We start from the raw sequence: 19,445 nt of genomic DNA on the forward strand, positions 1-19,445 counted from the left end.
TGTGTTAGATCTATTAAAGCCCGGTGGGATTATTATGTTCCCGCTATTGCTTTGTTCTGTTTTAGCCTTAGCAATTATTATTGAACGATTCTGGACTTTACGTGCTAATCGCCTCGCTCCGAAAGCGCTTGTTAATGATTTGTGGGGCTGGATTAAACGCAAAGAATTAGACTCTAAAAAGCTTCGTGAATTGAAAGAAGCTGCGCCGATCGGCCGAATTTTAGCTGCGGGTCTAGTGAATGCGAAACATGGCCGCGAAGTCATGAAAGAAAGCATTCAAGAAGAAGCGAGCCATGTCGTGCATGAAATGGAACGTTTCTTAACGGGTCTTGGTACTGTAGCTGTGATCACGCCCCTACTTGGTTTGTTAGGAACCGTTATCGGTATGATCAAGGTTTTTGCTCAATTGCAATTAGAGGGTGCTGGTAACGCTGCGGCGCTTGCAGGCGGTATTTCGGAAGCACTGATCACTACGGCAGCTGGTTTGACTGTTGCTATTCCAGCATTGATCTTCCACCGTTATTTCCTACGTCGTGTTGACGAAATTGTGATAGACATGGAACAAGACGCATTGCGTCTTGTAGAGATTGTTCACGGTGAGCGTGAGCCGACGCGTGCAGAGGAAAAACAACCTTGAATTTCAAGCGCCAAGCTTCTGAAGAAGTATCAGTCAACTTAACACCGCTGATTGACGTGGTGTTTTTGTTGTTGATTTTTTTCATGGTATCGACCACTTTTACCAAAGAAAGCCACTTGGAGATTGATTTGCCGCAGTCGAGCGCAGATCCTGCTAAGCCATTGGCTGAAGAAATAGAAGTGATCATCAATGCTGAAGGTGAGTTCTCGGTTAATGAGCGCGCACTCATCAACAATCAGGAAGATACCTTGAAGAAAGCCGTCGAGAAAATCTCGAATGGAAACACCAAGATTCCTTTCATTATTACAGCAGATTCCAAAACTGATCACGAGTTTGTGGTTCGTGTGATGGATGTTGCAGGTCAACTTGGATTTGTTCAGCTTAGTATCACGACACAACGAGCACAGTCGAAAAACTAAAAAAGCTCTAGCTTAAGCTAGAGCTTTGTCTACGCGAGCAAATTGTAATGACAAAAGACGCGAAAGCGTTACCGCAAAATGAAGATTCCAATTGGCAGCTTTATCGCCGTTTATTGGTATATCTCAAACCTCTCAAATTTTTCTTTGCACTGAGTGTGATCGGCAACTTTGTTTATGCCGGTGCCAGTGCTGCAATGGTTAAAGCGCTAGAGTTTGTGATCGAGACTATTGAGTCTCCGACTCCTGAAGGGCGACTTCTACTGCCAGCAGTTATATTGCTTCTCTTTGCCATGCGTGGCGTGGGTGGCTTTTTAGGAGGATATTATATCGCCTATGTTGGCCGTAATATCGTTCATAAAATGCGCCTTGAGATCTTCGATAGTTACTTGAAGTTGCCAACTTCATTTTTTGATAGCAATTCTTCTGGCCATCTGATTTCGCGTATCACCTTTAATGTAGAGCAGGTCTCCTCGGCCGCGACGGATGCTATTACAGTGACTGTTCGAGAGGGCTTAACTGTTCTATTCCTACTTGGTGTGATGCTTACCTCGAACTGGAAATTGACCTTAATCTTCCTCAGCCTTGGTCCAATTATTGGGTTTGTGATTAGTTACGTCAGCAAGCGTTTTCGAAAACTGAGTAAGCGCATTATGGGCTCAGTTGGCGATGTTACACATGTAACTTCTGAGATTGTTACGGGCTATAAGGTTGTTCGAATATTTGGTGGCGAGAAGTATGAGCAAGAGCGCTTTCAAGGCTCGAGTGAGTACAACCTAATACAGAGCCTAAAGCTTGAATTTACCAAGATGATCAGCACACCGGTTATCCAGCTTTTAGTCGCTTTATCTATTGCGATTTTAATTTGGTTGGCACTTGCTCCCGATGTCATTGGTGATATGACTGCTGCGCAATTTGTCGTGATCATCACAGCGGCATCCACTATGGCTAAGCCGATTCGTCAGTTGACTCAAGTGAATGAGAAAATTCAGCGTGGTCTCGCTGCGTCGCGTGACTTGTTTACTATCATGGATTCCGAGCCTGAGAAAGATGAAGGTGAGCGCACTCTTGAGAAAGTTCAAGGCGAGCTAGTTTTTAAGGATGTCCGTTTTCGTTATCCGACAAGCGATAATGATGTACTCAAAGGCTTTAATCTGCGCGTAGCACCGGGTCAGACAGTTGCCTTGGTCGGTCGCTCAGGTAGTGGTAAGTCTACCGTCGCAAACTTGTTACCACGCTTTTATGAACCAAGCTCTGGTTCCATCGAGCTCGATGGTGTTCCCATTACGGATTTCACGTTGCGTTCTTTGCGTGACCAAATCTCGCTCGTGACGCAACATGTGACATTATTTAATGACACGATCGCCAATAATATCGCCTACGGCACTCTAAATGGAGCCGATGCTGAGACACTGGCTTCAGTCGCAGAGAAAGCTAACGCACTCGAATTCATCAACGATAAAGAAAACGGTTTTGATACTGAGATTGGCGATAATGGCGTCTCTCTCTCTGGCGGCCAACGTCAACGTTTGGCGATCGCTCGCGCCCTGTTAAAAGATGCCCCATTATTAATTCTCGATGAAGCGACGTCTGCACTCGATAACGAATCAGAAAAAGTGATTCAGCGTGAGTTGGATGAGCTTATAAAAGGGCGCACTACTTTAGTTATCGCACATCGTCTCTCAACGATTGAAAATGCAGATATTATCGTCGTGATGGACGAAGGGCATATTGTTGAGCAAGGTACGCATGCTGAGTTGTTAGAGAAAGATGGGGAATACGCAAAACTCTATAACATGGCACTTTCTGACGATCACTAAGCTCAAGGGATTAGGCGATAAGCGTGAACGACCACTCTAACATCGAGCAAGCGATTACCGAAGCTTGGTACTCAAACAAGCTTTGGATCTACCTGCTCGTGCCTTTTTCCATTCTTTATTGGCTTGTCATTCGAATATCTGGACTGCTTTCAAGTTCACCTTCTAAATCTAAGGTCCCAGTGATTGTTGTAGGGAATTTAACGGCGGGTGGCACGGGTAAGTCTCCGCTGGTGAGTTTGTTGGTGCGCGACTTTGAGCAACGCGGGTATCGTGTTGGCGTTGTGAGCCGCGGCTATGGTGTCTCTATTCCAAAAAATGAAGTGCGTCTTTTGCATGCTGATAGTTCAGCAAGTGAAGTAGGTGATGAGCCACTTATGCTCAAACGATTATTGGCGTGTGATATTGCCTTATCACCGCAACGCGCATTGGCAGTTAAAGCATTAGAAGATTTAGGTGTGGATTTAGTGATTGCAGATGATGGTCTGCAACATCATGCCATGTATCGAGATATTGAACTCTGCGTTATCGATGGACAGCGTGGCTTTGGCAATGGCTGGGTGTTACCCGTTGGCCCTTTGCGTGATCCTGTTAACCGTTTGGCTGATATGGATGCGGTTGTCATCAATGGTGAGTTAGATTCATCTATAAAATTACCTCGTTCGGTTTCAACAAGTGCAATGACTTTATTGCCGAAAGAGTTCGTGCGTTTGGACGGTTCTGAATGTTTGGAGGTCGCAGCATTTGTTGAAAAATATGCATCGCAGCCTATCAGTGCCGTAGCAGCAATTGGAAATCCTCAGCGTTTTTTCTCTTTGCTAGCCTCTCTTGGTCTGACAACAAAGAACACTGCAAAGCCAGATCACTATGCCTACAGTAATGAAGACTTTTCTTCGATCAATGGGGTGGTAGTGATGACTGAAAAAGACGCAGCGAAATGTAGAGATTTAGGTATTCAAGATGCGTGGTTTCTGCGTGTAAGTCCGGAGCTCCAAGACAAACTCACGGATAAGCTTTACAATCAGCTCAAACTTTCTGGCCGCTTGCGCACCATACATTAATTTCGATATTCGATTAGGAACTTAGTTTTGGATAAAAAACTTCTGGCGATCCTCGCATGCCCAATTTGTAAAGGCGAACTAAAATATGACCGTGATGCGTCAGAGCTCATCTGCAAAGCGGATGGCTTAGCTTTTCCTATTCGCGATGGCATTCCTGTGATGCTTGAGAACGAAGCCCGCACTCTCACGACAGATGAAAAACTTAGCAAAGACTAATCTGGAAATCCGATGCAACCTTATTCCGTTATTATCCCCGCGCGCTTTGCTTCGCAACGACTTCCTGGAAAGCCTCTTATAGATATCGCGGGCAAACCAATGATTCGACACGTTTACGAGCAAGTGAAAGATCTTGGTGCGCAGCGCATTATCGTTGCAACTGATAATACGGATATCGAACGAGCCTGCTTAGACTTCGGCGCAGATGTGGTGATGACATCTCCTGATCATCCATCTGGTACGGACCGCTTGGAAGAAGTTGTTCGTGAACTTGATATGGATGATGATGAAATAATCGTCAATGTTCAGGGCGATGAACCGTTGATTCCTGCAGCACTCATTGAGCAAGTTGCTCAGAATTTGAGTGCACATCCTGAGGCTGGTATTGCAACGCTTTGCGAGAGAATTCTAGATTCAGATACGGTATTGAACCCGAATGCAGTAAAGGTTGTATTTGATGAACATGGTTTCGCGTCTTATTTTAGTCGCGCACCGATTCCTTATGCGCGCGATGCATTGAGCGAAAAACCGCCGCGCTTATCTTCGATAGCTGAGTATTTTCGTCATATTGGAATGTATGCTTACCGAGCTGGCTTCTTGAAGCAATATGTTCAATGGGTACCGAGTATGACTGAGAAAGTGGAAAAACTTGAGCAGCTTAGGGCCTTGAGTAATGGCGTCAAAATTCATATCGAGCTTGCCAAGCAAACTCCCCCAGCAGGTGTCGATACGCAAGAAGACTTAGACCGAGTTCGTGCGCATTTCGAGAACCGATAACGATGAAAGTCTTATTCGTTTGCTTAGGTAATATTTGTCGCTCTCCCACTACACATGGTGTGTTTGAAGAAAAGGTTCGCGAAAGAGGTTTGGCTTCTCAGGTGTATACCGATTCATGTGGCACTGGAGCGTGGCATGTTGGAGAAAGCCCCGATCCTCGTGCTTCGCAACATGCTGCAAAGCGCGGTTATGACTTGTCGCATCTAAGAGCACGGCAGGTTAGTCCTGATGATTTTGATACCTTTGACTATGTTCTTGCGATGGATAACGCAAATCTGAAAGACCTTCAAAGTATCATACCTGCTGGAGCACGAACGCAGCCGGTTTTGTTTTTGAGTTATGGGGCTTTCTCCGAACAAGAAGTGCCCGATCCATACTACGGCGGCGAACAAGGTTTCGAGCATGTATTGGATCTTGTTGAATCTGCCTGCGATGGATTGCTCGATGAAATACAAAGTCGCCTATAGCTAGTCTGTTATTTCTTATGTCTCTTGAGCCACTTAGAAAAGATCTGTCCTCCTCGAATACGATGGCGTTGCCTTGTGTCGCGGAGCAATTTTTTGAGTTAAGTTCAGAACAAGCGATCAGTGACTTTTTTTACGCGCATCCAGAGGATGTATTGATTCTCGGTGGTGGAAGTAATGTGGTGCTTCCTCCTGTTATTCAACGTCCTGTCGTTCAAGTTGTTAATCACACTCTAGAATGTATCGCACGAGACCTTGATCATGTAGTGGTAAAAGTTGGCGCATCGGTTGTTTGGGATGAGCTTGTCGCATGGGCTGTTGAAAACAGTTACTACGGTTTAGAAAACCTTTCTTTGATTCCTGGTAGTGTTGGTGCTGCACCCGTGCAAAACATTGGGGCATATGGCGTAGAGCTTAAAGATGTTCTAAAGAGTGTACGAGCCTTTGATCGAGTGCAAAGAGTATTCGTTGATCTATCTAATGAACGTTGTTGCTTCGGCTATCGCGATAGCATTTTCAAACGTGAGTGCGGACGTTATGTGATTAGCGAAGTAGTTTTAAGATTGGCGCGCAAAGCGCAGTTTGTACTGGAGTATGGTGAGCTTAAAACTCTCTCGCATGAGGCAAACCTGAGTTTATCCAAAGTGCGAGACACCGTTATTGGGGTCAGATCTGCGAAACTTCCGGATCCTAAAGTTATTCCGAATACCGGTAGTTTTTTCAAGAATCCAGTGATTTCGAGATCTACGTGTGAGGTGCTAAAGCAACGCTTTCCAAGCTTAGTTTGTTACCCTGCTGGCGAAGGTTCTATGAAGCTGGCAGCAGGCTGGCTGATAGAAAATGCTGGCTTAAAAGGATATGTTCAAGGCAATGCCTCCGTGCATGATAAACAAGCGCTGGTCTTGACCAATCAGGGTGGGGCGCAGCAACAAGATATCATTCGATTAGCCTCCTATGTGGAGGATAAGATCAAAGATCTATATGGTATTGAGCTCGAGCAAGAGCCAATTTTAATAAGAGATTAATTACTAATCATTCCTCTTTTCTTGGGCTGTATTAAAGCGAATAACAGGAGGTGTTTTGATGTCTAAGAATAATGTCCGTCACTTTAAACGCTCTGCGCTTTTTCTTGCTATTGCTCAGATTGTTTTCATCAATCAAGTGTAGTCCGCGCCTTGCGAGGTGACTAATAGAAGTCTGATTACCCAAGTTTCAGGGGAATGCATCGTTAATCCTACGCGAGCTGGTCCTAACCCAGTGCAGCCAGATTCTGTGATCCTGAAATATACTCGAAATCACGATATGTTGGTGGAAGGGGATGTTGGTCCTCCAGGGCTCGATCAATTTTGGAACGACCTCACGATTAAAGGTGAGGGGACCGGCCAGAGAGTACTAGAAATTTTCTCTGTTCGTGGTATTGGCAGTGCCAAGCCTTATCAGGAAGACAATCTCCGAAAAACAATTACGACGAGTAAGCTCACGTTAGACAATGTTGATTTGGAGGCGAATGTAATTTTCAAATTCGATCAACTCAGCAATACGCTCACTTTCAAGGATAGTAAGGTTTACTGGCATACCCGAGACCCAATCTTTCATAGCGGTACGAAGCTTACCGTGACGAGCGAAACTGGTTCAAATCAGTGGAAAGGAATGGCTGGGACGACTATCCCTGCGGACATTGATTGGAATATCAAAAACGGAACCACGTTTGAGTTTTTTGGTGCTGGTGCGGCAAGACGTGCATTAAGTTTCACTGGGCAAAATCGTCTGAATGTTGAAGCGGGCGCGACCTTAAAGTTCCATGAATCGGTTTTGGACTTTGGCTCGAACTCTGTCTTGACCTTGGATCCTGGCTCAACACTTGGCTTCAGAACTTCTGAGACGATCGCTACTTTCGATACCTTGAACGTAGATGGAGCGACGCTTGCATACGAGGGTAGTGCGATCTCTTTTTTACCCACCACCGCAAATCTGAACGACACGACTGTAAATTTAGTGAGCGGTAACCTGGAAACGAGGCGTTTGGTTTTGTCGGGAAGACACAACACGGTAACGGGTGATCGCTCTGTTGATTATCTAAGAGCGGAAGTGATTAAGACAAAAGATACAAGTAGCCCCACTATTTTAAACGCGACACACCTCAATCAAATTCGCGCAGAAACTCTTTTATTGACCCCTAATTTGACGATTAATTTGGATAGAGCCTCTTTGCGTATGCTGACTGGCTCAGATTTAAGACTTCAAGGTGGTTCGATCAATGTTGATAATCGCGGAGTGATTGGGGCATTTGGTCAAATTACGGGGAACGACGCGACTATCAATATTGATAATGGTGATTTTGTTGTCGGCGAGACCACCGAGTTAGTTTTAGGGCCGTCATTAATATTTCTTTGAACAGCGTGGATACTGCCGTAACTGTCGAAGGGCGCTTGTCTGGTTCAGGCACGATTGGTGGTACTGGAGGTAGAATAGATATCCAAGGTGACTCTAACTTAACTCCAACACTTGGTGTACTAGATTTGGGCACTGCGTCTGATCCGTATGGAACGCTTACAACCGAAAACCAAGTTCGTTTTGTGAATGGTTTAGTTACAAACTCTCAAGCTGCTATTGATTCAGGTTTGTTTGATGGTGGCTACTACGATGTTGATATTGGTCTAACCGGAGGAACAACACCTGTAAACGATAAAATAATTTATGGTGCTGGCGGCGTTGATCTTACGCTCATGAAATCTATCCGTGTTGATGTGGCTGACAACTCAACCGCTGCGCAACTTCACCGAAAGTCGTTCCGTATGATAGAGGCAAAAAGCGGTGCGACAGGCAATATCGTCATGCAGCGTCAAACCATTGAGAATGATGTGGTCTTGGAGGAAGGACCAAATGTTCCGGTATTGATAGACTTCTTTATTGCTGACGACAACACCAATGGCAAATCCGATCTAACCATCTACGCCGAAGAGCAGCTGCCGGTTAGTTTGAAAAAGCACCCTGGTGCTAGAGCGCATAGGAATCGACAATCGGTGACGAATTTATTACCAACAGTCGCGACGCAACCAACACCTCCACCTAGCACGCCGGGTAACCCTCAACCGCCCGTGCAAACGCCTGCCCAGCAGCAAGCTCAGCAAAATATCTTTAACGCGGTTCAAACAACGACAAACTCTCAAGCTGCTCCAAGTTTCTCTAGTATTCACCCTGAGCCAATTTCATCGCAGATGACGGTGCAAATTGAGCAAGCCGACAATATGCTGAATACGGTATTGGGCGTGAATACGCTTGCGCGCGACACCGAGGTAGATCTTCAGAGCTATGGTTCATTTTTCTTCGGAAGCAGTAACTCACACCCTAGTGGTGTTTGGGCCAATATTAATTACATCGATGGCAAGGTTGATGGGCAGGGCGACTTAGGTAATTTTGATTACTACCTAACAAGCTATACCTTTGGGAATAGTTTTATCCATCATGATGATTATGAACTTGGATTATTCTTTGGATTATCCAACGAGAGCATGACGGAACATGACCAAGCTAACGTGAGCTTTGATTCGGACGCCTACCACTTAGGCTTGTATGGTGGATACCGTTTGAATGATCGTTGGGATCTGATCTGGGGGTTTGGGTCATGCTTGGTTGACCACCGAATCATCACGTAGCACCACCCTTGGCTCGATCAGTGAAACGGCTGAAGCCGGGTACGATTCTCAGTTAAATTACCTTGGTTTGCGTGCCCGTTACGATACAAGTTGGCTTGAGCAAGTCGATAGCAGCACATACATTGGCTTGGCGTATTTGCGCGCTGATCAGGACGAATTCTCCGAAACGAATGCACCAAACCTTGGAATGACCATTGATCGAGCGATTGTTAGTTCAGGGATTATTAGTCTTGGTATGGAGGCATCTCGAGCACTGAATGAGTTTGACTCAACCCATATGCGTACGGAACTTCGTTATGACTATGATGTGCAGGCTGATAGCAATAGCGAACATGATATTAGCGCTTCGTTTAATTTTGATCCCAGCAATACCTAGAGTTTTGTTGGACAAAATCGGGGCCCGCACTCGCTCACTTTTGCGCTAGGTGTTGATCATGAGTTTCAAGAAGATTGGTTATTAAGCCTTGCTGGCGCATACACTCGATCAAGTCATGGCTATGAAGTCGGCGGTGATATCGTGATGAACTGGTATTGGTAGGCATTTCTGTCGATAACTTATAGATAAGCGTCTTTCAGTCCGTTGATCATTGCTCTTCGCTCTGGCTCGAGGAAAGGCGCGACAACTGACATGACTTGGTAAACGCCTCTCGCAAGGGCATCATCTGCGACTTGGCCTTCTCTTACTGAGGAATAGCTTAACCAGAATGTAGTTGTGAGAATGATTTGCTCAGTGAGTGCTTCTATTTCATCTGTTGACGCATGTAATCGCTCATTCTTCCGTGCGTTTTCAAGTACAGAAATACTGGCTTTACGTTTTGTGTTTAAGATCTTCTGAAAGCGCTTTTCGAATTGTGGATATTTCGCCATGATGGTGACGAGGTCTTTGTACAGGAACTGAAACTTCGCGATATTTTCGAAGATCAGATGGAGGTAAAACCAGAGATCTTCAATATCCATTTCTGATTCTGGAACAATGAGAATGCTATACATGCATTCTTCAAATTGTTGAAACAGCTCTTCTAAAATGTCTGTTTTACTTTTGAAGTGGTAGTACAAGTTGCCCGGGCTAATATCGAGCTCGTCAGCGATCAATAAGGTAGTGACGCTCGGTTCGCCCATCTCGTTAAATAAGCGAAGGCTTGTGTGAAGAATTCTATCGCGCGTTTTCATAGGTGTTTAAAGCAGACTCAACCTTTCCACATATAGTCACGCTTTGACCCGTGTAGGGTCAATATAAAAGTGCGTAATTTGATCATCTTTAAATTGATCAAAGAATTGCGTGGTTTTGCTGATGCGCTTGAACATTGGCTCATGGGCTTCACTATCCACGAGCACTTTCATCGCGGTATAGCTGTCGTCGATCTTGGTAAAGCGGGCAGTAAGTTTCGCTGTGATTACATCATCTTCGCCAATCGCATGCTCTTGTGCGATGAGTTTGATGTAAGAAGGCAGTTCCGCATCTGATAAGTTCGACTTGGTCGATAAATGCGGCATTTTGATTCGGTTGAGAATGCAATAGCTATATGAGTTTTTGTTTCTAAAACTATAGCGTCGAAATGCTTCCCAGAAATAACTATCACTCAGGTGCTGAAAGTATTCTAAATCCGATAGGCACTGTTGAATGAAGGTACTGACTTCAGAGTTTTTCATCACTTCTTCGATTGCTGCGCGAAGCAGAAGGTCAAAGCCTTGCGCTGTTTTATGTGCGTACACTTGTCGATACATTTGATGTCGACTGTACACGAAGTCTTCTAAAGAACTTAAACCTTTGGCGGCTATGCCGATGCCAACCCACCCGGTTTGGCTGCATCGTCCAAATTTTAGATTGCTCAATAGGTGATCAAGGTTAAAGCTGCCAATCGTCACGGATGAGTGAAAACCGTCGCGCAGCATATAATCGGCGCGGTCAGCATCAAGTTCCCCAGAGACGATATTTGAAAGCAATGAGCGGAAAAGTTCAGGAAAGTCTTCTGGTGGCTGTGATTGTTGGTTACCTATGACTAAAGGCCACATAGCCTTCGCGTGATGCGAGAATTTCTCAGTTGCGTGTGTGGCGCTTGTTTCCATTAGCGCAATGATATCTTGGGGGGCAATATCTTCAGTGACATCTTGCCCTTGTTGCAAAATATGATGCGCTACGCGAACAGAATAATGTTCATGCTCTAAAGCGCTAGGCTGTTCAGCATAGAACTGTGTGCTGTCTTCTCCAGACCATAATTGCTCGAAAATACCAGGTGTGCTTAAGATATTTTGAATAGTCGGTGTTCGACTGAATTGATGAGAAAAGCTGCTATGTCCACTATCGTGTAGTAAACATGCACAGCGTACTATTCTATGGAAATAACTAATCGCTTCTAATGTCTCGGCGGAAACACTCGCATTGCTGCCAAATGTTTTTAGTCCATTTTCGACCATTGCCATAAACATACGTCCGCCGACATGCATGGCTCCTACGCTATGGAGAAAGCGTGAATGGGTCGCTCCGGGAAACACAAGAGACAAAATATCGTTTTGACAAATAAAACGCAGGCGCTGAAACAAAGGGTGATCAATAATGGCAACTTCAAGCCTCGAAACAGGAATACCGCCATGGACGGGGTCCATAATTAATTTATGGTAGTTGCCCAATAAATCGTTAATACGCAGTTGCAAAGTGTTTCCTTATCGTTAGTTTTCTTTTTGATCCTAAAGTTAGTATAGCGAGAAATCTTGATGAAAACGGGCAATATTAGCATAAGGCTTTACCAACTCGTTTGCTCGCCTATACTGCATAAAAGAACAATGAATATTGCGTAGTTATGAGTCCAAGCTCAGATCAAATTTTAGTGATCGATTCCAACCCTGTTGATCGTGAGAATCTAGTGAGTTATCTCACTGGAAAAGGGTATTTTGTCCAAGCGGCTTCTAATGTCGAAACGGCGCATTTACTAGCTCTTCCTGAAGCTCCCGACCTGATTTTCGCAGATGTTCCCTCCGAACAAATCCCGCTATTGCCATTCTTCGAAAGTGATAAGAAAGAAATATCGTTGATAATTGTGTCTGAAGTTGAGTCGGCGGGTGATGTTGTAGCTTGTCTCAGAGGTGGGGCAGGGGATTTCATACTTAAGCCAGTGAAAGACTTTGAGCGTTTAGACTCAGTGATTCATAAAACACTGGATCAAATCCGTCTCAGTAAGTTGAATAAACGACTGCGATCAGAGCTCGAGGAACGAAATCGCAAGCTTCGCGAAGGTATTCACGAGTTACGAACAGATCAAAAAGCCGGCTTGCAGGTTCAGCTCAAGATGCTTCCTCAGCCAGATAAAATCATTAACGATTTCCATTTTGATCATATTGTTCGTCCGTCTTTGTACTTAAGTGGTGATTTTCTAGATTACTTCCGTATCGATGATACAAAGTCTTTGTTCTATTTTGCAGATGTATCTGGGCACGGAGCCTCGTCTGCGTTCGTCACGGTTCTCTTAAAAAATCTATCAGCACGATTACTGAGAAATTTACGCCGAAACTCAAGTGATGAGCTAAGCTGTCCAGTGAAGTTTTTGAAAAGACTCAATCAGGAATTGATTGTGTCGGATCTAGGAAAGCACTTAACCGTATTCGTAGGTATTGTTGATCATAGTGATCGCAGCCTAACCTATGCCATTGGCGGGCATTTTCCCTTGCCGATACTGAGTAGTCCGTCTGGTGCGGAGTACTTAAATGCAAAAGGTGTCGCGGTTGGTTTATTTCCTTATCCAAAGTTTGAGCGGGTTGTATGCCCTTTGCCACAAGACTTTAAAATCACTGTTTTTTCAGATGGGATATTAGAAGTTTTGCCGAGTGAGACACTAAAAGAGAAAGAAAAGTTACTTTTAGATGTTGTTTCTCGTGAGCGAGGAGGGATAAAATCATTACTGACATCGGTTGGATTGGATGATATCGATGATCTACCGGACGATATTGCCGTGTTAACGGTCTGCGATAAGGATGCGTCGTAGCGGATGGTAGGGTGTTGCTTGCATTATCAAGAGTTAGTTAGCGATGTCCGAATGTAGAGTGTTACAAGCCGATTGTAGCGGTGTATATGTATTAAAGTTGGTGGGTGAAGTCCGCTTAAATGCGTGCTCGACCATTGATGTGGCGATTGATACGATTTCTGAAAATCCCAATTTTCGGAGTCTCATTGTCGATCTCACTGAAACCATACATCTTGATAGCACTACACTAGGCATGCTGGCCAAGCTTGCTGTAAAAGCAAAAGAAAAGTCCCACTTTTTACCCTCTATTGTTTCTACCAATCCAGACGTCACCCGAGTTATCGAGTCAATGGGTTTTGACAGCGTTTTCTTGATTACGCGTGAACCGATTGAAAATGAGTCAGAACTGTTAGAAATGCCACAAAGCCCTCTTCAAGAAGAAGAAATGCGCCAGACGGTTTTAAAAGCGCATAAAGTCTTGATGGACATTAACGAGAGCAATTGTACGAAGTTTCGTGACCTTGTTGATGCACTAGAAGGCAACGACGTTGTGACCTTTAAAGCAGGCTAGCCCTGTAAGTTATTCAAGAGATTTTTAAATGAGCGATTGCAAACGCATTGCCGTTCTTGGTGGTGGGAGCTTCGGCACCGTCATTGCAAATATTGCTGCCGAGAATGGATATGACGTTGCTCTTTGGATGCGCAATGAAGACGCCGTTCAAGAGATTCAACAAACGGGTATCAACCAACGATACTTGCCAGATTTAGTACTTCACGAAAACTTATCCGTCAGTGGCAATCTTAAGACTGCGGTCGATGGCGCGAATGTTATCTTTTTTGCGATCCCTAGTAAGTCATTTCGTATGGTTGTGGAGCAAGTTTCAGGCTTCATTTCTGAAGGACAGATGGTTGTTAGTACGACTAAAGGCATTGAACCTGGCAAACTAAATCTGATGAGCGATATTCTTCGCTCTGAATTGCCAAACAATCGTGTTGGTGTCATGGGTGGGCCTAATCTCGCAAAAGAAATTGCGAAACATGAAATTACCGCTACTGTAATTGCGAGTGAAGATTCTGATTTGCGCCGTATTGTGCAAGAAGCGCTTAGCTGCGAATACTTTCGAGTGTATGCGAGTGCCGATGTGTACGGGGTAGAGCTTGGCGGTGCTCTCAAAAATATCTACGCGATTATTGCTGGCATTGCTGCGGCTAAGAAATTAGGTGAGAACACGATTGCTATGCTGCTAACACGTTCCATTGCTGAGATGGGACGTTTTGCTGAGCATCAGGGCGCGAATCCGATGACTTTTCTAGGTTTATCTGGCGTGGGTGACTTGATCGCAACGTGTTGTTCTCCATTGAGCCGAAATTACCGAGTGGGCTTTGCCTTTGGCGAAGGGAAAAACCTCGAGCAAGCAATCGAAAGCTTGGGTGAGGTCGCTGAGGGTGTGAACACGCTTAAGCAGGTAAAACGCTATGCGGATGAACATGATATTTACATGCCGCTCGTGCAGGGCTTATATAAGGTTATGTATGAGCAGCAGCCGATCTCAATGGTTGTAAAAGGATTGATGCTCGCTGAGCGTAATACAGATGTTGAATATACTTTACCGAAGGATGAAATTTAATGCGTATCGCGTATGTTTTATTGTTTTGTGTTGTTTTCAGCTTTTCTGAGATCGTCATTGCGGTGATCGCTTTAATTCAGAGTATTTTGAGTGTGACAGTCGGCGAACCAAGCGAAACGCTTAAGGATTTTGGTGCGCGACTGGGTGTGTATTTAAAGCAAATCTCTGAATTTATCAGTTTCTCCTCAGACGAAAAGCCGTTCCCTTTCGCTGACTGGCCAGAACCCGAGAGCAAGCGAGATAGTACGAATGATTGATTTGTTTTTGTGCCGTCACGGTGAAGCATCTTTTGATGCGCCAAGTGATCGACAACGTCCATTGACCGATGCCGGCACTGCAAAGACAAAAGAAACTATTCTTCGCCTATCTAAAATGAATATGTCTGTAAGCGACATCTGGTGTAGTGACTTGATGCGAGCACAACAGACAGCGCAATTATTTTCATCAGAATATAGTCTTATCGTCGAAGAGCAGACGTTTCTTCGTCCTGATTCTGACCCTGAGCGTGCGACAAGAAAGCTAAATTTATTACGCGATGATCAAACCTTGCTGATTGTGGCGCATATGCCATTGCTTGGAGAGCTAGTCAGCCTCTTAACAGAAGGGCACCCCTACACTAGCTATCCTTTTCAAACAAGCGAGTTAGTGCACTTACGTGGTGAAGTGATCGCCTCTGGCATGTGTGATATCGTCCCCGTTTAACGAACAAACTTTTTACTAGAGTTATGAATTTCTACCCGATTGACTATATCGAGCCGGTGTTTCGTCCACCAAGCGAGGCTTATTCATTTATTTTGCCACTTACTAATGGCTGTTCTTGGAATAAATGCACCTTCTGCGAAATGTATACCCAAGAGCAAAAGAAGTTTCGCGCACGCAAAGATGAAGAAGTTCAAGCTGACATTGCTAAAGTCGCCGCACAAGTTCCTCAGACTAAGCGCGTCTTCTTAGCGGATGGTGATGCGATGATTTTGCCAACGCGGCGTTTGAAGTCGGTGCTTGAAAACTTGAAAGACTCTTTCCTAAATTTAGAGCGCGTGAGCTCCTATTGTTTACCGCGTAATTTGGCTAAGAAGAGTGTTGAAGAGTTAATAGAATTGCGCGAACTTGGGCTTGAAATGCTTTACGTTGGTTTAGAGTCTGGTGATGAATTTGTGCTCGAGATGGTGAATAAAGGCGAGAGTTTTGAAAGTTCTGTATCCGCTTTGCAAAAGATTAAGCAGGCAGGTATCAAGTCTTCGGTAATGGTGTTGAATGGCTTGGGCGGGCAACGTTATTCGCAACAACATGCTGTGAATTCCGCTAAGGCGATCAATGCCGCACAACCTGATTATGTTTCAACGCTTGTGGTGAGTTTTCCTATGGGAGAAGAGCGTTATCGAGAGCGTTTTGTTGATTGGGAGCCCTTAACCCAAACACAATTATTTAGAGAGCTGCACACGTTTATCTCACACCTTGAACTTGAAGATTCTACATTCCGTTCGGATCATGCATCGAATTACTTGCCTTTAAAGGGGCAGTTAGGACGAGATAAAACCAAGTTGTTAATGCAACTTGATACAGCAATTAATACACCTGAGAAAATTCAACTACGTGAAGAGTGGCAGCGCGGCTTATAGCAGTGCGTGTGCGCTAGCTTAGCTGTATCTGGTGCTTAGATAAGGTATCGACTATTTGAAATGCTGAACCAGAGAAGTCTGGTCCGTCGTTCTTAAAGTTGCTCATAATAGATAGGTGATCAATCAGCAGTTTTTCTAAATTGAGATTGGCGAATATGCTGCTTTGAAGCCACTTTATTGACCAGTCAGGAAATCTACGCACGATATCTTGTTGCTCGAGCACCCCAATAATCTTATGTCTGGGATCTTTCTTAATACGTTCAAATGCTTGATGAACAACTGAGTCTTCCCCTTCAAGATATTGAAAGAACCTATGATTTTCAAAATATAGGTAGCCTGAAATCTCTAGAACTAAATTATTACTATAAGAAATTTGTTGTAGGGCCTCTAATTCTTCAACCGTAAAGTCGGTTAAGGCCTGACTAACGTATAAATTAGCGGTTTCAGTCATAAGTGATTAGGCGTCGAGCTCCGATGTCTGTAACAATAGTTCAAGAATGTACTGATCTCCAGTTCCGCTAATCTACTAAGAAAGTTTTAGATATGACTACACAGAAGATACTTCCCAATTTCGCATCTGAGTTAAAAGACCTCCTTGCACTCGAAGGTAAAATTCCTCCAGTAGAAACGTGGACGCCATCGCGTGAGAGTGAGCTCAATATTGTTATTAAACGGGATGGCTCTTGGTGGTATAACGGTGATGAAATGACGCGAGAGGCGACTGTTCAGTTATTCTCTCGCATTCTTCTGCTCGACGAAGAAGATTACTATTTGGTGACGCCTGCTGAGAAGGTGAAGATTACAGTTGAGTGTTTGCCGTTCGTTGTACGACTTGCAGAGGTAAGTGGCGAAGGGCGAGATCAACGTGTCCTTTTGTCGACAAACGTTGGTGATACCTTTGAGTTGTCGCCAGATCATCCGATAGCTTTGCTTGAGAATAGCGCGGGTGAAGCTTTGCCTGTGGTTACAGTGCGCCGGAATTTACAAGCTCTAATAAGTCGACAAGTGTATTACGAATTAGCGGATTATATGGAAGAGAGTGCGGATGAAGCAGACCGCTACGGAATAAGGAGTAGCGGTCACTTTTTTAAGCTTTGATTATTCTTCGCTGAAGTCGAAGTTCATTTCTGTGCTAGGTGCTTGTAGGTAGTAACCCTGAATATAGTTAACGCCTGCTTGCCATAGGGTTGCGAGTAGTGAAGCGCTCTCGACCAACGGAACAACCGTCAATTTATTCATGCCTTGCAGAGAAGTGATCACTTCTTTCATTGCTTCTTTGCCTTCAGGACTCTTCTGCATTTCTTCAGTAAATGACCCTTCAAGCTTCACATACTCCGGAGTAAGGTGTTTGAGAAGATTGAATGGATTGATCGCACGACCAAATTGATTCACGGATAAATTGCAATGTAAGGTGTTTAATCCTTTTTCGAACTCTTTTGCTTGTTTTAGATAAGTAATCGCATTGTTTTCCGAGATTTGGAAAATCAAAGAGTCGCCGGGTAAGCGCGCTGCTTTTAATGCCACATTTAACCAAGAGATGAAGTTAGGATCTTGCAAGGACTCGGCCGTTAAATTGATGAATAGGCGCGTATCATGCCCTTGAGATCTGTGCTCACTAAGTTGCTTGATGGTTTGTAGGATGACCCATTTGTCGATCTTGCCAGCAACCTCTGATGGACCATTAGGTGGTAGGAATTCGTAAGGTGAAACTTCCTGGCCTTTATCATCAATCATGCGCACAAACGCTTCGTAGTGCTCGTGCGTTCCGCCGCGAAGGCTTTGAATTGGTTGGAAGAGCAGTTTGAATTTGTCTTCGTCTAGCGCTTTCTCAATGTAGCTGCCAGCGGTGTCGTGATTACCTAGAGGGTTTTCTACTTTAGGTTCAAATAACAATGCACCGTTACCATTGGCTTTGCCTTCAAGCTTTCTAACGCCTTCTGACGCGGTTTGCGCACGTCCCAAGATGTCTTTAATGTTTGGAGCGTTGGCATTAATGATTGTTACACCAATACTCAATGTGACTTGAACAGTTTTGCCTTCTACGTCGAACAAATGATCTTCGACTTCTTTGCACAGACTATTTGCGACATCCATTGCTTGTGCGTCGGTGGTGTCATTGATGATCATGCCGAACACGTCATCGCTTAAACGGGCAAGGGTGACTTTGTCGCTCTTCTTGGTTTCAAGAATCTGGGCTAAGTCTCGTAATACAAAGTCGGCGTCACCGATACCTAAATTCGCTTTGACACTGTGGAAGTGGTCAATCGCTAAATAGTAAACAGCAGCTTTACTGTCGTCGCTGAGGGCGCCTTCTTTGCTTTCATGAAGAGCATCCATGAAGTATGAGCGGTTATACAGACCTGTTAGTAAGTCTATCTGGCTCATTTCTTTCAGTTTTGCTTCGAGTTCAGCGGAGTTTTCTTCAGGACGCAAAATGATTTGAAGGCAGCTTTCGCCGTCATAGCTCGCATGCGAGAAGCTAGCAAGAACAGGGATTTCTGTTCCATCTTCTCTGATTGATGTGAGTGCAACGTTTTCGACAGGTTTAGCGTCACTATTGCTATTTAAAAAGTCTTTACCGATCTCTTTGAATTTTTCTTGCGAATCGCCGCTGAGGGTGTCCATCACTGGGATGCAGATCATTTCGTCAATATCGTCGTAGTCCAAAAACTCAAGATATGAGCTATTGGCATAGATATGCATTCCGTCGTTGATATATGCGATTGCGTCTTTAGAGCTATCGAGCAGTAATTCACAACGATGTTCGACATCGCGAATTTCAACTTCAAGGTGATGCAGTTTTTGTATTGCGCGAACGTGTGATAACTCACGTTTGACCACTTCAACGAAGTGTTTTTCTTGAGTGCTTGATACGACATCATGCGCACCACTCTTTAGATGCGCACTGACCTTTTCTTCGTCATATTCTTCAGAAATAATAATTAGAGGGATATATAAGTCTTTTTTTGATATCTGAATGCAAGCTTGGCTTAGATCGAAGTCTGCCGCTGATTCTCTTGCAACAAATAAATCCCATTGTCCGTCGGATAACGCTTGCTCTAGTTCTTCTTCGTCTTCGATGAGTTTTGCTCTAGTTGCAATGCCAGCGTTTCGTAATAGGCTGACAAGTTTCTCTGCATCATTTTGAGAGTCTTCAAGTACAAGAAGGAAGAGGGTGTCGGTTTGTTTTGTCATTAC

General features: G+C 44.4%; 22 protein-coding genes. 18 read left to right on the forward strand and 4 right to left on the reverse strand.

All coding sequences use genetic code 11. The features are described from left to right. The 11 genes from A3738_RS11520 to A3738_RS32335 all read left to right on the forward strand — a co-directional run. On the forward strand, positions 1-637 hold a 637-nt coding region (locus A3738_RS11520; protein ID WP_369819798.1), incomplete at its 5' end, for a MotA/TolQ/ExbB proton channel family protein. Further along, a complete protein-coding gene (locus tag A3738_RS11525; protein WP_068476202.1) occupies positions 634-1,056 on the forward strand; it encodes a biopolymer transporter ExbD in 423 nt (140 codons plus the stop codon). The genes A3738_RS11520 and A3738_RS11525, both read left to right, overlap by 4 nt. Positions 1,057-1,103: 47 nt before the next feature. Continuing rightward, positions 1,104-2,873 (forward strand): lipid A export permease/ATP-binding protein MsbA, encoded by a 1,770-nt coding sequence (gene msbA / locus A3738_RS11530; protein ID WP_068476466.1) that lies wholly within the window; start codon positions 1,104-1,106, stop codon positions 2,871-2,873. Positions 2,874-2,896: 23 nt separating this feature from the next. Then, positions 2,897-3,931, forward strand: coding sequence for a tetraacyldisaccharide 4'-kinase (gene lpxK / locus A3738_RS11535; RefSeq protein ID WP_197472477.1), 1,035 nt, complete (start codon positions 2,897-2,899; stop codon positions 3,929-3,931). 27 nt (positions 3,932-3,958) lie between these two features. Further along, positions 3,959-4,147 carry a Trm112 family protein gene (locus A3738_RS11540; protein ID WP_068476464.1) on the forward strand — a complete coding sequence of 63 codons (189 nt, stop codon included), beginning with the start codon at positions 3,959-3,961 and terminating at the stop codon, positions 4,145-4,147. Between the two features lie 12 nt (positions 4,148-4,159). Continuing rightward, a complete protein-coding gene (gene kdsB, locus A3738_RS11545) occupies positions 4,160-4,924 on the forward strand; it encodes a 3-deoxy-manno-octulosonate cytidylyltransferase (RefSeq protein WP_068476462.1) in 765 nt (254 codons plus the stop codon). Between the two features lie 2 nt (positions 4,925-4,926). Beyond that, a complete protein-coding gene (locus tag A3738_RS11550; protein WP_068502691.1) occupies positions 4,927-5,391 on the forward strand; it encodes a low molecular weight protein-tyrosine-phosphatase in 465 nt (154 codons plus the stop codon). Positions 5,392-5,408: 17 nt separating this feature from the next. Further along, positions 5,409-6,413, forward strand: coding sequence for a UDP-N-acetylmuramate dehydrogenase (murB, locus tag A3738_RS11555; RefSeq protein WP_068476461.1), 1,005 nt, complete (start codon positions 5,409-5,411; stop codon positions 6,411-6,413). A gap of 157 nt (positions 6,414-6,570) precedes the next feature. Next, the gene (locus tag A3738_RS11560) at positions 6,571-7,782 is read left to right on the forward strand and encodes a hypothetical protein (protein WP_156502737.1); all 1,212 of its coding nucleotides are present in this window, start codon (positions 6,571-6,573) and stop codon (positions 7,780-7,782) included. A gap of 5 nt (positions 7,783-7,787) precedes the next feature. Further along, positions 7,788-9,044: an autotransporter outer membrane beta-barrel domain-containing protein gene (locus tag A3738_RS32330; RefSeq protein ID WP_068476457.1), complete on the forward strand. Its 1,257-nt coding sequence runs from the start codon at positions 7,788-7,790 to the stop codon at positions 9,042-9,044. Then, entirely contained in the window at positions 9,022-9,420 is a 399-nt protein-coding gene (locus A3738_RS32335; RefSeq protein ID WP_068476455.1) for an autotransporter domain-containing protein, read from the forward strand. The genes A3738_RS32330 and A3738_RS32335 overlap by 23 nt, the downstream gene beginning before the upstream one ends. 179 nt (positions 9,421-9,599) lie before the next feature. Here A3738_RS32335 and A3738_RS11575 read toward each other — a convergent pair whose 3' ends face one another. Beyond that, positions 9,600-10,214, reverse strand: a complete 615-nt coding sequence (locus A3738_RS11575) for a TetR/AcrR family transcriptional regulator (RefSeq protein ID WP_068476453.1) — start codon at positions 10,212-10,214, stop codon at positions 9,600-9,602. A gap of 36 nt (positions 10,215-10,250) precedes the next feature. After that, positions 10,251-11,696, reverse strand: a complete 1,446-nt coding sequence (locus tag A3738_RS11580) for an HD domain-containing protein (RefSeq protein ID WP_068476451.1) — start codon at positions 11,694-11,696, stop codon at positions 10,251-10,253. A 146-nt stretch (positions 11,697-11,842) separates the two neighbouring features. On the opposite strand from A3738_RS11580, the gene A3738_RS11585 reads away from it, so the two are divergent. The 6 genes from A3738_RS11585 to A3738_RS11610 are packed head-to-tail and all read left to right on the forward strand — an operon-like array spanning position 11,843 to position 16,247. Further along, positions 11,843-13,021 carry a SpoIIE family protein phosphatase gene (locus tag A3738_RS11585; protein WP_068476448.1) on the forward strand — a complete coding sequence of 393 codons (1,179 nt, stop codon included), beginning with the start codon at positions 11,843-11,845 and terminating at the stop codon, positions 13,019-13,021. A gap of 58 nt (positions 13,022-13,079) precedes the next feature. After that, complete coding sequence (locus A3738_RS11590) at positions 13,080-13,571, forward strand: STAS domain-containing protein (RefSeq protein WP_231876632.1); 492 nt, start codon at positions 13,080-13,082, stop codon at positions 13,569-13,571. 28 nt (positions 13,572-13,599) lie between these two features. After that, positions 13,600-14,628, forward strand: a complete 1,029-nt coding sequence (locus A3738_RS11595) for an NAD(P)H-dependent glycerol-3-phosphate dehydrogenase (RefSeq protein ID WP_068476444.1) — start codon at positions 13,600-13,602, stop codon at positions 14,626-14,628. Continuing rightward, the gene (locus A3738_RS11600; protein WP_068476442.1) at positions 14,628-14,885 is read left to right on the forward strand and encodes a DUF4389 domain-containing protein; all 258 of its coding nucleotides are present in this window, start codon (positions 14,628-14,630) and stop codon (positions 14,883-14,885) included. The genes A3738_RS11595 and A3738_RS11600 overlap by 1 nt, the downstream gene beginning before the upstream one ends. Next, positions 14,878-15,330 carry a phosphohistidine phosphatase SixA gene (gene sixA, locus A3738_RS11605; RefSeq protein WP_082878318.1) on the forward strand — a complete coding sequence of 151 codons (453 nt, stop codon included), beginning with the start codon at positions 14,878-14,880 and terminating at the stop codon, positions 15,328-15,330. Before A3738_RS11600 ends, sixA begins: the two co-directional genes overlap by 8 nt. A 23-nt stretch (positions 15,331-15,353) precedes the next feature. Next, on the forward strand, positions 15,354-16,247 hold the full coding sequence (locus tag A3738_RS11610; protein ID WP_068476440.1) for a radical SAM protein: 894 nt from the start codon (positions 15,354-15,356) through the stop codon (positions 16,245-16,247). Positions 16,248-16,260: 13 nt separating this feature from the next. Here the strand turns inward: A3738_RS11610 and A3738_RS11615 are convergent, their stop codons facing one another. Further along, on the reverse strand, positions 16,261-16,698 hold the full coding sequence (locus A3738_RS11615) for a BLUF domain-containing protein (protein ID WP_068475487.1): 438 nt from the start codon (positions 16,696-16,698) through the stop codon (positions 16,261-16,263). Between the two features lie 92 nt (positions 16,699-16,790). On the opposite strand from A3738_RS11615, the gene A3738_RS11620 reads away from it, so the two are divergent. Next, the gene (locus A3738_RS11620; RefSeq protein ID WP_068476437.1) at positions 16,791-17,345 is read left to right on the forward strand and encodes a DUF1285 domain-containing protein; all 555 of its coding nucleotides are present in this window, start codon (positions 16,791-16,793) and stop codon (positions 17,343-17,345) included. On the opposite strand, the gene A3738_RS11625 is transcribed toward A3738_RS11620, so the two are convergent. After that, a complete protein-coding gene (locus A3738_RS11625; protein WP_068476435.1) occupies positions 17,346-19,442 on the reverse strand; it encodes an EAL domain-containing protein in 2,097 nt (698 codons plus the stop codon). Between the last annotated feature and the right edge of the window lie 3 nt (positions 19,443-19,445).

Source organism: Oleiphilus sp. HI0066 (assembly GCF_001635725.1).

What these genes read in the sequence shown, in the direction of transcription:
- msbA (WP_068476466.1), top strand. Translation starts at nt 1,104, where the DNA reads ATGACAAAAGACGCGAAAGCGTTACCGCAAAATGAAGATTCCAATTGG.
- kdsB (WP_068476462.1), top strand. Translation starts at nt 4,160, where the DNA reads ATGCAACCTTATTCCGTTATTATCCCCGCGCGCTTTGCTTCGCAACGA.
- A3738_RS11550 (WP_068502691.1), top strand. Translation starts at nt 4,927, where the DNA reads ATGAAAGTCTTATTCGTTTGCTTAGGTAATATTTGTCGCTCTCCCACT.
- murB (WP_068476461.1), top strand. Translation starts at nt 5,409, where the DNA reads ATGTCTCTTGAGCCACTTAGAAAAGATCTGTCCTCCTCGAATACGATG.
- A3738_RS11575 (WP_068476453.1), bottom strand. Translation starts at nt 10,214, where the DNA reads ATGAAAACGCGCGATAGAATTCTTCACACAAGCCTTCGCTTATTTAAC.
- A3738_RS11585 (WP_068476448.1), top strand. Translation starts at nt 11,843, where the DNA reads ATGAGTCCAAGCTCAGATCAAATTTTAGTGATCGATTCCAACCCTGTT.
- A3738_RS11595 (WP_068476444.1), top strand. Translation starts at nt 13,600, where the DNA reads ATGAGCGATTGCAAACGCATTGCCGTTCTTGGTGGTGGGAGCTTCGGC.
- A3738_RS11600 (WP_068476442.1), top strand. Translation starts at nt 14,628, where the DNA reads ATGCGTATCGCGTATGTTTTATTGTTTTGTGTTGTTTTCAGCTTTTCT.
- sixA (WP_082878318.1), top strand. Translation starts at nt 14,878, where the DNA reads ATGATTGATTTGTTTTTGTGCCGTCACGGTGAAGCATCTTTTGATGCG.
- A3738_RS11610 (WP_068476440.1), top strand. Translation starts at nt 15,354, where the DNA reads ATGAATTTCTACCCGATTGACTATATCGAGCCGGTGTTTCGTCCACCA.
- A3738_RS11615 (WP_068475487.1), bottom strand. Translation starts at nt 16,698, where the DNA reads ATGACTGAAACCGCTAATTTATACGTTAGTCAGGCCTTAACCGACTTT.
- A3738_RS11620 (WP_068476437.1), top strand. Translation starts at nt 16,791, where the DNA reads ATGACTACACAGAAGATACTTCCCAATTTCGCATCTGAGTTAAAAGAC.
- A3738_RS11625 (WP_068476435.1), bottom strand. Translation starts at nt 19,442, where the DNA reads ATGACAAAACAAACCGACACCCTCTTCCTTCTTGTACTTGAAGACTCT.